Origin of the sequence: Amycolatopsis sp. BJA-103 (assembly GCF_002849735.1) — a bacterium.
Lineage (GTDB): Bacteria > Actinomycetota > Actinomycetes > Mycobacteriales > Pseudonocardiaceae > Amycolatopsis.
Genome location: NZ_CP017780.1, coordinates 4,205,588 through 4,219,319, shown reverse-complemented (window position 1 = coordinate 4,219,319; position 13,732 = coordinate 4,205,588). Strand labels below are relative to the sequence as shown.

At 68.2% G+C, this 13,732-nt stretch carries 13 protein-coding genes; 6 read left to right on the top strand and 7 right to left on the bottom strand.

Annotated elements, in window-relative coordinates:
- The first annotated feature begins 151 nt into the window (after positions 1-151).
- The 5 genes from BKN51_RS18200 (at position 152) to BKN51_RS18180 (ending at position 4,510) form a co-directional block, all read left to right on the top strand.
- On the top strand, positions 152-1,768 hold the full coding sequence (locus BKN51_RS18200) for an ATP-binding protein (protein ID WP_101608787.1): 1,617 nt from the start codon (positions 152-154) through the stop codon (positions 1,766-1,768).
- Entirely contained in the window at positions 1,765-2,433 is a 669-nt protein-coding gene (locus BKN51_RS18195; RefSeq protein ID WP_101608786.1) for a response regulator, read from the top strand. Before BKN51_RS18200 ends, BKN51_RS18195 begins: the two co-directional genes overlap by 4 nt.
- A gap of 37 nt (positions 2,434-2,470) precedes the next feature.
- Positions 2,471-2,836, top strand: coding sequence for a MerR family transcriptional regulator (locus BKN51_RS18190; protein ID WP_101613290.1), 366 nt, complete (start codon positions 2,471-2,473; stop codon positions 2,834-2,836).
- An 18-nt stretch (positions 2,837-2,854) separates the two neighbouring features.
- Complete coding sequence (locus BKN51_RS18185) at positions 2,855-3,805, top strand: zinc-binding dehydrogenase (protein ID WP_101608785.1); 951 nt, start codon at positions 2,855-2,857, stop codon at positions 3,803-3,805.
- 153 nt (positions 3,806-3,958) lie between these two features.
- A complete protein-coding gene (locus tag BKN51_RS18180) occupies positions 3,959-4,510 on the top strand; it encodes a snapalysin family zinc-dependent metalloprotease (protein ID WP_101608784.1) in 552 nt (183 codons plus the stop codon).
- A gap of 66 nt (positions 4,511-4,576) precedes the next feature.
- Here BKN51_RS18180 and BKN51_RS18175 read toward each other — a convergent pair whose 3' ends face one another.
- Entirely contained in the window at positions 4,577-5,830 is a 1,254-nt protein-coding gene (locus BKN51_RS18175; protein ID WP_101608783.1) for a choice-of-anchor Q domain-containing protein, read from the bottom strand.
- Positions 5,831-5,897: 67 nt separating this feature from the next.
- Between BKN51_RS18175 and BKN51_RS18170 the strand changes: the two genes are divergently transcribed.
- Positions 5,898-6,995: a DUF5005 domain-containing protein gene (locus BKN51_RS18170; protein WP_101608782.1), complete on the top strand. Its 1,098-nt coding sequence runs from the start codon at positions 5,898-5,900 to the stop codon at positions 6,993-6,995.
- Between the two features lie 154 nt (positions 6,996-7,149).
- Here BKN51_RS18170 and BKN51_RS18165 read toward each other — a convergent pair whose 3' ends face one another.
- The 6 genes from BKN51_RS18165 to BKN51_RS18140 form a co-directional block, all read right to left on the bottom strand.
- On the bottom strand, positions 7,150-8,397 hold the full coding sequence (locus tag BKN51_RS18165; protein WP_101608781.1) for an HNH endonuclease signature motif containing protein: 1,248 nt from the start codon (positions 8,395-8,397) through the stop codon (positions 7,150-7,152).
- A 175-nt stretch (positions 8,398-8,572) separates the two neighbouring features.
- On the bottom strand, positions 8,573-9,154 hold the full coding sequence (locus BKN51_RS18160) for a hypothetical protein (RefSeq protein WP_101608780.1): 582 nt from the start codon (positions 9,152-9,154) through the stop codon (positions 8,573-8,575).
- A 59-nt stretch (positions 9,155-9,213) separates the two neighbouring features.
- Positions 9,214-10,620, bottom strand: a complete 1,407-nt coding sequence (locus BKN51_RS18155) for a beta-N-acetylhexosaminidase (RefSeq protein WP_101608779.1) — start codon at positions 10,618-10,620, stop codon at positions 9,214-9,216.
- Between the two features lies 1 nt (position 10,621).
- Positions 10,622-11,497: a carbohydrate ABC transporter permease gene (locus BKN51_RS18150; protein WP_076157078.1), complete on the bottom strand. Its 876-nt coding sequence runs from the start codon at positions 11,495-11,497 to the stop codon at positions 10,622-10,624.
- A complete protein-coding gene (locus BKN51_RS18145; RefSeq protein ID WP_101608778.1) occupies positions 11,488-12,447 on the bottom strand; it encodes a carbohydrate ABC transporter permease in 960 nt (319 codons plus the stop codon). Before BKN51_RS18145 ends, BKN51_RS18150 begins: the two co-directional genes overlap by 10 nt.
- Positions 12,448-13,731 (bottom strand): extracellular solute-binding protein, encoded by a 1,284-nt coding sequence (locus BKN51_RS18140; RefSeq protein ID WP_101608777.1) that lies wholly within the window; start codon positions 13,729-13,731, stop codon positions 12,448-12,450.
- Position 13,732 lies beyond the last annotated feature (1 nt).

Below are 13,732 nucleotides of genomic sequence, written 5' to 3'. Positions count from 1 at the left end.
AGCTCAGGGGGTGTTCGGGATTGCCGGTCACTATCACCCGGGCAGGTGAGCTGGGTCACGGTTGTGTTCATTGAGTTCGCGCGAGTGGTTTCCGGGGAATTCCGGCCGGGCGGACTGAGCGCGCGGTGTGCCGGTGTGCTGGTATGGGCTCGTGCCCTCGACGACGCGGATCCAGACCAGGCGCGGCTCTCTCGCCCGCCAACTGCTGATTCTGCAGCTCGTGGTGCTTTTCGTGCTCGTCGCGGCGGGGGTGACCTTCGCCTATCTCGATTCCGTCCGGGCCACCGAAGACCGGGCGCGGGACAAGGTGACCGCGGTCGCCGAAGCGGTGGCGGACGCGCCCGGCGTGCTGGCCGCACTGTCCACATCGGAGCCCAGCCGGACACTGCAGCCGTTCGCGCAGAGTGTCCGCGCGGACACGGAAGTGGATTTCGTGACCATCATGGACACGAACGGGATCCGCTACACCCACCCGAATCCGGAGCTGATCGGACAGCCGTTCATCGGGAACATCGGCGAGGCGCAACGCGGCGGCAAGGTCCTCGAGACCTACTCCGGTTCGCTCGGCCCGTCCGAACGCGTCGTGGTCCCGGTGCTCGGCACCGGAGGACAGGTCGTCGCGCTGGTCTCGGTCGGCATCACCGTCGAGGCGATCGACGCCGAACTCCGCGAACGCCTGTGGCCGCTGATCGGGGTCGCGGTGGCGGTGCTGGTGGTCGGCGGGATCGGCAGCTATCTGGTCAGCGCCCGGCTCCGGCGGCAGACCAGGGGGATCGCGCCCGAGGAACTGAGCAACCTGTTCGAGTACCACGAAGCCGTCCTGCACTCGATGCGCGAGGGGCTGCTGCTCGTCGGCGGCGACGGACGGGTGGTGCTGTGCAACGACGGCGCCCGCGCGCTGCTGGGCGTCGACGGCGATCCGGTCGGCCTGGAACTGTCCGCAGTGGACATTCCCGAAGATCTCGTCGAGGCGTTCACGTCGGGACAGGAGCGCACCGACGAACTCCACCTCACCGAAGCGAGGGTGCTGGTCGTCAGCACGGCGCCCGTGCGGTCGCGAGGCGAGGCGATGGGCACCGTCGTGATCCTGCGCGATCACACGGAACTCCAGGCGCTGACCGGTGAACTGACCACGGTGCGCGGACTGGCCGAGGCCTTGCGGTCGCAGGCGCACGAAGCTGCGAACCGGCTGCACACCGTCGTTTCGCTGGTCGAGATCGGCCGACCCGAACAGGCCGTGGAGTTCGCGACCGAAGAACTCGCGCTGGCGCAGGAACTCACCGACCGGGTGGTCGGCGCGGTCGCCGAACCGGTGCTCGCGGCGCTGCTGCTGGGCAAGGCGGCGGAGGCGAGCGAACGCGGGGTCGAATTCACGATCACGCCCGACACCGTCATGGAGGATTCAGACACCGGTGTCCCGCCGCGGGACCTGGTGACCATCCTCGGCAACCTGATCGACAACGGGATCGACGCGGCGGCGGGGAACGCCGGCGGCGGCGGACGGCCCGGGGTCGAGGTCACCGTGCGGTCCGGCGCCGAAGGACTGCTGCTTCGAGTCGCCGACACCGGCCCCGGCGTGGACGACGTCGAGGACGTCTTCCGGCGCGGCTGGTCCACCAAACCCGAGGACGGCCACGGGCTCGGCTTGGCACTGGTGGGTCAGGCGGTGCGGCGGCACGGTGGGACCATCGACGTCGGCAGGGAAGAGGGCGCGGTGTTCACCGTGCGCTTGCCGCCGAAGACGCCGCCGAAGGAGCCGACACGATGATCAAGGTGCTGGTCGTCGAGGACGAACCGGTCGCCGCCGACGCGCACCGGGTGTACGTCGAGAGAATGCCCGGCTTCTCCGTGTCCGGCGTCGTGCACTCCGGAGGCGACGCGCTGCGGTTCTGCGAACGCGAGCCTGTCGACCTGGTGCTGCTGGACTTCTACCTCCCGGACACGCACGGGCTCGCGGTCTGCCGGTCACTGCGCGCGGCCGGGCTCCCGATCGACGTCATCGCGGTGACCTCGGCGCGTGACCTGGCGCTGGTCAAGGCCGCCGTGTCGGTCGGAGTGGTGCAATACCTGCTGAAACCGTTCACTTTCGCCTCCCTGCGGGAGAAACTCGAGCGCTACGCCGAGTTCCACGGCGCTTCGGGTGAGGTCACCGGACAGGCCGAGATCGACCGCGCGCTCGGCACCTTGCGCACCACCGAGCGGCAGGCGCTGCCGAAGGGGATGAGCGGGCAGACCCTCGAGGCGATCACCGACGTCCTCGCCTCGGCCGCGGACGGCCTGTCCGCAGGGGCGGCCGCGACCGCGATCGGCGCCTCCCGGGTCACCGCGCGGCGCTACCTCGAATACCTGGCCGACAACGGCCTCGCCCAGCGCGAGCCACGCTACGGCCAGGTCGGCCGCCCCGAGGTCTGGTACAAACCGAAAACCGTATAACGACCTATACCGCGTCCCGGTGGCTACCGTGGACAAGGTGAAGATCGGCGAACTCGCGCGGAAGACCGGGGTCAGCGTCCGCGCGCTGCGCTACTACGAGGAAGAGGGCCTGATCCGGCCCGGTCGCGAAGGCAACGGCTACCGCGACTTCTGTCCCGGTTCGGTCGAGGCCGTCCTGCAGATCCGCGGAATGCTCGACGCCGGATTGCCGACCAGGCTGATCCGCGAGATCCTGCCGTACCTCGACGATCCCGGCGAAGTGCGGCCGAAGGTGCCGTGTGAGTACATGATCGACGAGGTCGCGCGGCAGCGGGAAGTGCTCGATCGCCGGATCGCGCTCATGACCCGCAATCGCGACGCGCTCGACGCGTACCTCCGCGACTTGACCCTGCCACAAACGTGAGGGTTTTAGCGTGCGGACATGACTTCGATGCGCGCTCTGCGACAGGACTCCGCGAACGGTCCTGAAGATCTCCACCTGATCGCCGAGGTTCCCGTTCCGGTCCCGGGACCAGGCGAGATCCTGGTGAAGGTCACCGCCGCCGGTGTCAACTTCGCCGACGTCATGCAGACCCGGGGCACTTATGAAGGCGGCCCGGCGGCGCCGTACGTCGCGGGGTTCGAAGCCGCCGGTGAGGTCGTCGGCCTGGGGGAGGACGTGACTTCGCTGCGTCTCGGCGAGCACGTCGTCGGGACGGGCGCCGGCGCCTTCGCCGAGTACATGGTCATGTCCGCGGCCGGTGCGGTCCCGGTGCCGGAGGGCTGGTCGGACGAGCAGGCTCCCGGGCTGATCCTGAACTGGGCCACGGCGCTCGCCGCGCTCAAACCGCTGGGGCGTCTCACTTCCGGTGAGACCGTGCTGGTGCAGGCGGCGGCCGGTGGGGTCGGCCAGGCCGCGGTCCGGCTGGCGAAGCACTACGGCGCGACCGTCATCGGCACCGCGTCGCCGGGCAAACACGACCTGGTGCGGGCGCTGGGCGCCGACCGCGTCCTCGACTACGGCGTCGCGGCGGGAGAGGTGGATCTCGTGCTCGAATCGGTCGGTGGGGCGACTTTCGCCGCGAGCCTCGCCGCCGCCAAACGGGTCACCGGGCGGGTGGTGGTCTACGGCGTCGCCGGGGGAGAGGTCGCGATCACCAACCGGGACTTGAACTTCCGGCATCAGATCCACCTGATCGGCCTGCATCTCGGCGTCCTGATCGAGCGCGCGCCCGAGATCTTCGCGGACTCGATGGACGAGCTGCGCGCTCTCATCGCCGCCGGGGTCTGCACGCCGGGCGAGCCGGCGGTGTACGACCTCGCGGACGGGCCGAAAGCGCTCGCGGAACTGGAGGCGCGATCGACCGTCGGCAAGCTCGTGCTGCGGCCCTGAACGCGGCATCTTCGTATGCGGACATGCGCATGTCAATAGGTCGAAAGTGTTGGTAAATCACCAGCTGGCTGACGCGACGAAAGTTGGTGCCCAGTCGCGGCGGAGCCTCCTAAATTCACCAACCATTCCGTTGTCCTCACAAGGAGTGGGTCCATGGCAAGGAAGTTCTTCGTCTCCGCGTCCGTGAGCTTGGCGCTGCTCGCCGTCCCCGTCACCGCGGGCCAGGCCACGGCCGCGGTCCAGCCTGCTCAGCAGACCGTGGCGGCGACCACGGTCTACTACGACGCCTCGGGAGCGCCCAGCTTCCGTGCCGCCATCCAGGCGGGCGCGGCGAACTGGAACAACTCGGTGTCCAACGTGAAGCTGCAGGAGAGCTCGTCGGGGGCCACCCTGCGCTACACCGAGGGCAACGACCCCCGGGGTTCGTACGCCCAGACCGACGGCCACGGCCGCGGCACCATCTTCATCGACTACTCGCAGGCCCAGCAGTACGACCAGACGCGGATCGCCGCGCACGAGACCGGCCACGCGCTCGGCCTGCCGGACAACTACCAGGGTCCGTGCTCCGAACTGATGTCCGGTGGCGGCCCCGGCCCGTCCTGCACCAACGCGAAGCCGAACTCCCAGGAGGTCTCCCGGGTGAACTCGCTGTGGGCCAACGGCATGCTGTCGGCCGGCACCATGCAGCGCATCTACAACTACTGACGTTTTGAGCTCCGTGAAGGCCTCCTTCCCTACTCTCAAGGTAGGGAAGGAGGCCTTCACGGCGTTCTAGCCCTGGAACTCGTAGGCGCCCGCGTCGACCCGGGCTCCGGCGTAGACGGGGTTTCCGTCGACGTCACGGTCGTCGTACTTCGTGGTGCCGAGGTCGATCGCCGGGCTCCCCGTCTTCAGGGCGAGGTTCGTCGCCGACGTGAACTTCGGGTCGGCCACCTTGTCCGTCGACCCCGCCGTGAACTGCCGGAGCCCGCCGAAGTAGACGTTGTGGTCCGTCGCGGTGAAGGTCGTGTCCGCGTAGCCGACCTTGTATGCCGCCTGGACGACGTTCTGCGTCATCTTCAGCACCTGGTTCGTGCAGCCGCCGTAGCAGACGAAACCCTCCGACTCGGCGTTCGAGAGCCGGAGCGAGTTGTTGCGGAACACCGTCCCCAGCACCGGCCCGTTGCCGTCCTCCGAGCCGCGCGTGATGATGCCGCCGCGTGTCTTGGCGCCGAAGATCGCGTTGTACTCGAAGACGTTGCCGGTCGAGACGCCGTCGGGGTCCTTCGCGTCGGTGCCGAGTTCGGTGAAGGTCTCGTTGTCCTCGGAGACGTTGTGATGGATGACGTTGCGGGAGCCGTAGAAGATCTCGACAGCGGCGCCGTCGAGACCACCGAAGTCGTCTGACTTCGCGATCGAGCCGCTGATCCGGTTCCAGCCGATGTCGGAGTCGTTGCCCTGGACCAGTACGGCGAACGCACCGGAGTCGTCGTTGCCGCCGGGCGTCACGACGGTCATGTGGTTGTTGTCGACGAGGTCGTTCTGCGTGACTTCGGTGTGGTCGGCCGACGGCGCGATGTAGACGCCCGCGCCGGCGCCGGTGATGAGGTTCGACAGCACCTTGTTGCGGTCGCCGGAGACCTTCACCCCGGCCCACGAGCAGCGGCCCGCGTCGGCCGCGACGTCGATCTGGAGGTCCCGCACCACGTTGTCGTTGCCGGGCAGGTCGACGCACGCTTCGGTTTCGCCCTTGACGATCGGACGGGCGCCGGTGCCGTACGCCCCGACGGTGACGCCGGAACCCTTCACGGTGAGGCCACTGGGCCAGTTGCCGCCTCGCTTCAGCAGCACGGTGTCGCCGGGTGCCAGCGTGGTCGCGGAGACCTTCGCCAGTGACTTCCAAGCGGTCTGCTGCGAAGTGCCGCTCGCGGTGTCAATGCCGGAGAGCTGATCGACGTAGTAGGTCTTCGAAGCGGCTTCGGCCGTGGTGAATCCGGTGCACGCGAGGGCGGCGAGCACGCTGACGGAAAGCAGTTTCCAGGACATTCCTCGGACCGTAGCCACCCGTCGCACAAGGGTCGTACAAAGGCGCCGTCGGCTCTAGCATGATCCGATGCGCAGGCCGTCGCGGATCCTCGTAGTGGCCGCGTTGCTGCTCAGCGCCGTTGTCGCGAGCAGCGGCGTCGCGCCCGCGCCGCGGCCCGTGGTTCCCGCCGTAGGACTGAACGAACTCTGGAACAGCTACGGCGATCAGGGCGGGCACTGGACCGGCGGAGATCGCACGGTTTCGGTCCCGCTGCCGGACGGCCGCACCGCGTGGCTGTTCTCGGACACGTTCCTGGGCAGGGTGAACCCGGACCACAGCCGCCCGCCGGACAGCCCGCTCGCCCGCAACACCCTGGTCGTCCAGCGGTCCGACGGCACGCTGGGGGAGACGCTGCACGGCGGCACCGCCGACGACCCGGAGCCCCTGATCGGGCTCCCGGGCTCGGACGAGCACTACTGGGTCGGTGACGGCGCTGTCGAAGGCGATGTCCTGCGGGTGCTCTACAACCGGTACAAGACGACGGGACCCGGCGGACTCGACTTCCGGAGCACGGGGACCTCGCTGGTCACCTTCCGGTTGCCCGCGCTGACGCCGTCCGAGGTGCTGGTGATCCCGGTGACCGATCGGGTCGCGTGGGGATCGGAACTGCTCGAAGACGGCGGCCACACCTACGTCTACGGCTCCGAACAGGGACACCTCAGGCTCGCCCGGGTGCCCATCGGGGGTCTTCGAGGACCATGGCAGTTCTGGACCGGCGCCGGCTGGTCGTCCCGCGAAGAGGACGGGATCCGGATGCTGGCCGGGGTCGGGACGGCGTTCTCGGTGATCCGGATCGGTGCCGAGTACGTGCTGATCACCATGGACACCAGCCCCGGCTTCAGCCCGGTGATGCTCGCCTACACCGCGAGTTCGCCGACCGGCCCGTTCGGTGCTCCGGTCGTCCTCCACCGGGCACTCGAAGCGAATGAGCGCCGGATCGTCTACGACGCGACGGCACATCCGCAGCTGAGCCGTCCGGGGAAGCTCACGGTGTCGTACAACGTGAACTCTCTCGACCACGGCGACAACTTCGCGGACGCGCGGATCTACCGGCCGCGGTTCGTGGAGGTCGCCTGGCCGCCCGTGACTCCCGTTGGTCGTGAGTGGCGTTTCGGGTTCTATTGAGGGGTAAGTCAAACGTGTCGTGTTCGCGGGCCCTTGTGAGGACAGGAAGGCCTGGTGTGCTCGGGCCGTTGATCTTGGGGAGTGGCTGGCGGTTCGGCTGGGTGTGGGCATGCCGAGGGGCCCGTCGCCGGTGGTGGTGGCGGGCTTCTCGGGTTCAGCGGTTGTTGCGGCGGGGTTGTTGTAGCGGGTCCAGGTACTGCGGCGGGATGAACTCGGGTCTGCCGTCGGCGGCCATGCGGACCTGCCAGCCGGATTGGCCGTGGATGACCATGTGGTGATAGCGGCAGAGCAGACACAGATTGTTCAGGTCGGTGTCGCCGAGCTGGCCCCACGGAAGTATGTGGTGGGCCTCGCAGTGCTTAGGCTTCCGGTGGCAGCCAGGGAACGCGCAACCGTGATCCCGGATGTTCAACGCCCGGCGCTGGCCGGGGGTGACGCTGCGGGCAGCGCGTCCGATGTCGAGCGGTTCGCTTTCGGACCCGAGCACGACGGGGATGATCTTGGCGTCGCAGGCGAGCAGGCGGGCGTGTCGTGCGGTGATCTGAGTGACCCCGTCCACGCACGCCATCCCCAGTCCCGACGTCAGGGTGTCCAGCGGAATGGTGACGACGACGGTGGTCCGGTCTCCGGAGAGTGTCGGGGCTTTGTCGTTGGTCATCGCGTAGTGGATCGCGTCGAACAACGCGTCCCCATTGCGTTCGCCGGGCGTCCGCAGATCGTGGTTCCCGTCGTCGTCGACGGGTCTTCGTTGCCCCCAGGTTTCGAACAACGCGTTGGCGCGGGCCCCGAATTCGGGGTCGAGGAGCCCGGTGAGTCTCCACCAGCCGTCGTCGCGTTTGCGCAGATACACCTCGCGCGACGGTGGCTTCAGGTCTTCGTCTTTCGGCTCGTTCCCGTCGGGATCCATATGGGCCAGGAGTTCCGCACCGATATTGGTGATCTCTTGCGGCCCAGCGCGGCGGGCGAGGTTCACCAGGATCTGCTCCGCCCCCGATCGGTCTTCCGCTGACACCTCAGGCGGGATTTTCTTCAGCACCGCCAGGAGCGGGTCGAGTTGCTGGTGGCCGAGGTCGCCCTCAGCCGCGGCGGCCCCCGCGAGCGGCGCGAACGCCGGTGCCGTGGTGCCGTCCAGGTTGCGGCCCTCGTTCAGCGCCACCGCCTGCGCGACGGTGTCGCGGGCTTCTTTGGGGGTGATGCGGGCGGTTTCGGCGAACCAGCCCGCGGTGGAGCCGTGCCCGAACAGCTCCATCGGGCCCCGGGATTCGATCTCCACCAGGCACTGCCCGACCTCGGCCAACGCCTGCCGTGCCACCGACAACCGCTCCACCACACCATGCGCGAGCTCCCGCGCACCGGCACGCCACAACTCCCGCGGCGGTTCGAGGATGCGTTGACTGGACACGATGCAAGAATATCAAGAATCGAACAGGTGTGCGAATATGAACGCATTTCTCGAAAGGTATTTCATATTAATCGAGGAGTAAGTAATAGGTGACCTGCCGGGCTGGGTGAAAGGGACTTTCGCCACATCCCACGCGGGGAAAGCTCCCTTCACGACCACAGGTACCGACTGCCGATCATTCGAGTGCACGGTCCCGCGGCGATTCGATGGTCAAGGGGATCGAAGCGCCGTCGGTGAGCTGCCGCAGCTGCGTCATGGTCCGGTCCAGTTGCTCCGCCAGACGCGGGATAGTGCTCGACGGCAGGTATGCCTCGGCACCGGCGTCGAGAAGGCGGCGAACCGGGCCCTCGTACTTGACCCCCAGCTCGGCGTCCTCGATCTCCGTGATCACCACCCTGGCCTTCGGGTACAGCGCACGGAAGTTCGCGATCAGCTGCGGGCTGACCGGCGGTACCAGCAGGACGTCGACGCTCGGGGGCGCCGAGTGCAGGTCCAGCACGAGATAACCGGGGCCGAGCCGCTCGGACAACGAGTCCCGTGCCGAGGCCGACAGCTTCATGGCGGTGGCCACGACCGTGACGTCGTCGGAGTCCGCGGTAGCGAACCGCTCTTCGGGAAAGGAGCCGGAAATCGTCCCGATCGTCTCGCCGTTCCGGGTGATGGGCAGCTCTTCGCCGGGGCGGAGGGTGTCGATGAGCGCCACGAGTTCTTCAGGAAGCTGGGTGGCGTCGACCCACCGCTCGGACTGATCACTCATCAACCCATGATGGCCCCCTGCCTCGCCCGGGGAGCAAGGAAGGGGGCCATCACGTACTCCTAGCGCGGTCGCCCGGGCACGCCAGGACGGGTCTGCCAGGGATGCGGGCCCTCCAGTGGCCGGTATTCGACGCCCAGCGCGTCGAGCCGGGGCAGGTGGTGGTCCCGCAGGCGCGGCAGGAACTCCGCGTAGTCCCGGCCCTCCGGACTGCTCCACGCCACCTCGGCGAAAGCACTCAGCCGGGGGAAAGCGACGTAGTCGACGCGGCGCGCGGTGTCCAGGTGCTCGGCCCACACCTGCGCCTGGGTACCGAGAATCGTCCGGTCGGCGGGGAAGTCGGCGGGCACCGGCTCGTAGCCGTAGATGTCCTCCAGCGTCCGCAGGTAACCGACGGGGATCGGTTCGTCGGGGTGATCCGACTGCCGGTGGTCCAGGTACACGTGGTCCTCGGGGCACATGACGACGTCGTGACCGGCCGCGGCGGCACGGGCACCGGCTGCCTCGCTCTGCCACGAGCCGATGACCATCGGCGGCAGGTCACCCGCTTCGAGCACCTCGTCCCAGCCGAGCGGACGACGTCCTCGTTCGACCAGGTGCCGGGCGATCTCGCGGACGAACCGGCCGTGTTCCTCGGTCGCGCCGGGTACTTCGTCGCCGCCGAGCGCGATGACCTCCGACGGAAAGATCTCCAGCACGTGGTCGAAGACGCCCTTGAAGAAGGCATGAGTGGACTTCTCGGTGTTCAGCAGGGACGTGCTGATGCCCCAGCTCGTCCAGACCTCCCACGGTTCGGCGGTTTCCGGGCCGAGTTCGGGATAGGCGGCGATGGCGGCCCGCGCGTGTCCGGGGATGTCGACTTCCGGGACCACGGTCACCGAGCGCGAGGCGGCGTACGCGACGATCTCCCGGAGATCATCCGTCGAGTAGAACCCGCCGTGCGGGCGTCCATCCCGTTCCGGCCCGTCGTGCCGCCCCACCATGGACGACTTCCGCCAGCCGCCGACCTCGGTCAGCTTCGGGAACTCGGGGACCTCGATCCGCCAGCCCTGGTCGTCGGTCAGGTGCAGGTTGAGCACGTTGAGCTTGTGCGCCGCGAGCAGGTCGATGAACCGCAGCACCTCGGCCTTGGTCCGGAAATGCCTTGCCACATCGAGTAAACAGCCACGCCAGCCGAAGCGCGGGTGGTCGGTCACCACTCCGCAGGGGATCGTGGCCTGTCCACTGTGGATGGACGCGGCACGGAACGCGTCCGGCCCGATCAGCTGCCGGAGCGTCTGGCGACCGTAGAACTCGCCCGCCGCGTCGGCCGCGTGCAGGGTCACGCCGGACGGGTCGATCTCCAGCCGGTAGCCCTCGGCTGGCAGCCCGGCGTCGGCGCGGACGTCCACTTCGGACGGTACGGAACACCGGCCGGGCAGCGGTTCCACCGAGACGGGACGGGGGAGCAGAGTTTCGAAGCCAGGCATGTCAGCCCTTCACCGCGCCGCCCATGACGGACACGAGTCGTCGTTGCACGAGAATGAAGAACACCAGCACCGGGATGGTCATCAGGGTCGAGCCCGCCATCACCGCGCCCCAGTCGGTGTCCTCCGGTTTGAAGAACACGAGGATCGCCAGCGGGAGCGTCTGGTTCTCGGTGTTGGAGATGATGAACGTCTTGGCGAACAGGAAGTCGTTCCAGGCGTGGATGAAGGCCAGCACACTGATCGCCACCAGTCCCGGCGCCACCAGCGGGAAGAGGATCTGCCAGGTGAACCGCATCCGGCTCGCCCCGTCGATCTTCGACGCCTCTTCCAGCTCCTGCGGCACCGCGGCGACGAAACCGCGCAGCATCCAGATCGCGAACGGCAGGCTGAACGCCAGGTGCACCAGGATCAGCGAGCCGAGGTGGTTGGTGCCGAACGCCGGCGCGACGTCGCCGACCGACCGCATCAGGAAGAACAGCGGAATGGTCAGCGCCTCGACCGGCACCATCTGTGCCACCAGCACCATCACCAGCAGGACGGTCTTGCCCTTGAAGTTGAACCGGGTCAGCGCCACCGCCGAAAGGAACGACAGCAGGAGCGACAGCGCCACCACCACGACGGCGACGATCACGCTGTTCAGGAAGAACAGTGCGAATCCCTCGCCGCTGAGCACCCGCTCGAAGTGCTCGAGGGTCGGCGTGAGGGTCCACGGCCGCGGGTTCTCCGCCTGGATCTGCCCGGTCGGCTTGAACGCCGAAAGCACCATCCAGTACACCGGGAACGCGACCATCCCGGCGATCACCACGCAGATGATCTCGGCGATCAGCCTGCCGGGCTTCTTGACCCGGCGGGTCTTCGGCGCTGTCGTCACACCCATCCCGCGCTCCGGCGTTGCGACCGGACGTACAGCCCGGTGATGGACAGCAGCAGCAAGGTCATCACGACTCCGAGCGCCGCGCCGAGACCGTATTCCTGTCCGGCGAAGGCCTGTTGATAGGCGAAGACGTTGAGCACGAGGTTGCGCCCGGCCACGCCGCCGCCGTTGGTCATCACGTAGATCTGGGTGAAGATCTTGAAGTCCCAGATGATCGACTGGATCGTGGCGATGGTCAGCAGCGGCCGCACCATCGGCAGCGTGATCGACCACGTGGTGCGCCAGGTCGACGCGCCGTCGAGATACGCGGCCTCGATGACCTCCTCCGGCACGCCCTTGAGCCCCGCGTACATCGTCACCATGACGAACGGGAACGAGCACCAGATGACCTCGGCGGCCACCAGCCCGAACGTGCTGTAGGTGTCGAAGGTCCACGAGTGGTTCGCCATGCCGGTGAACCCGAGGCCCGAGAGCACCTCGTTGACCAGGCCGAAGTCCGCGTCGAACAGGAACAGCCAGACGTACGAGCCCGCCATCGCCGGCGTCGCCCAGGCGGCCAGTGCCGCCAGGAACAACGGGACCCGCGCCCACGAGCGGACCCGGGTGGCCAGTACGGCCAGCCCCGTCCCGAGCGCGAGACTGCCGACGACACAGACCGCGGTGAAGCCGAGGGTCTTGGCCAGCACCTCCCAGAACTGCACGTTCTCCAGCAGGTCGGTGTAGTTCCGGAAGCCGAGGAACTCCAGCGGCGCGTTCCCGACGGCCTGCGGCTGGCCGTAGTCGTAGAACGAGATCAGGACGAGCTGGTAGATCGGGTACACCAGCATGGCCAGCAGCAGGATGCCGCCGGGTGCCAGGTAGAGCAGGGCGGCCCGCCCGTCCCGGCGACGGCGGGGGGACCGCCGTGCCGGGACGGCCGGAGCCGTGGTACGGGGGATGTCCTTGGTGACCACTTAGCCGAACGCCTTGTTCATCTCGGCGGCCGCGGTGGCGAGTGCGGCCGCGGGGTCCTTGCCGCCGGTCGCGATCTGCTGGATCGCGGTCGGCAGCACGTTCTGCGCGTCGATCTTCGACCACGCCGCGGTGGCGGGGACGAACTTCGTGCCCGCGGTGAGCGTGTCGACGAACGGCTTCACCGACGGGTCGCTCGCGGCCACCTTCTGCTGGACACTGCCGAGCGTGGGCAGGTTGCCCATGGCGATGTACATCTTCTCCTGGTACTTGGCGCCACCGAGCAGTTCGGTGAACTCGACCGCGAGGCTCTTGCGCTTGGTCGCGTTGAACACGCCGAGCAGGTTGCCGCCCGCGAACGCCGGGGCGACCTTGCCCGCCTCGGTGCCCGGGATCGGGATGATCGCGTACTTCCCCTTCACCTGACCGGCTCCGACGGCCTTGCGGTTGAAGTCACCACCGATCGACATGCCCGCCTTGCCGCCCGCGAACGCCGTGATGCTCTGCGTGCCGGTGAGGTTGGCGCACTGCTCGGGCGGGCAGATGTCCGCCTTCAGCAGGTTCGCGTACGCCGCGACTCCGGCCTTCGCCTGCTCCGAGTCCACAGTAGACTTCCACTTGTCGCCGTCCTGCTTGGCGATCTCGCCGCCGTGCGCCCACAGGAACGGCAGCATCGCGTAGGTGTACTTGCCACCGACGGAGATGCCGTACAGCTCGGGCTTCTTGGCGCGGATGGTCTTCGCGGTCTCGGTCAGTTCCGCCAGCGTCGTGGGCGGCTTGAGGCCGAGTTCGGCGAAGAGGTCCGTGCGGTAGTACAACGCGCGGATACCGGTGAACCACGGCAGGCCGTAGGTCTTGCCGCCGGACTTCGCCGTCTCCAGGACCGCGGGCAGGATGTCGGCGCCTTCCTTCCACGACGAGAGATCGCCGGTCAGGTCGGCCAGCGCGCCGGTGGCGGCGTAGCTGGAGACATCGGTGTTGCCGAACTCGGCGACGTCCGGCGCGCTCGCCGGGTCGTTGAAGGCGCCGGAGAACTTGTCCGCGCGGCCTTCCACCGGGATCCACTGGACGTCGACCTCGACGCCCGAGTGCGCCGCCTTGAACTCGGCGATGGCCTCCTTGACCGCGGCCTCCTTGGGGGCGCGGTTGGCTTCGTCGAACAGCCAGACCCGGACCGTGCCGGTCTTTTCGTCACCGCCGCTCGCGGCCGGTGTGTTCTGGGCAGGCGCACAGCCCGCGACGAGGCCGAGCGCCGCGAGGCCCGCGATGAGGACGCGAGTTCTCATG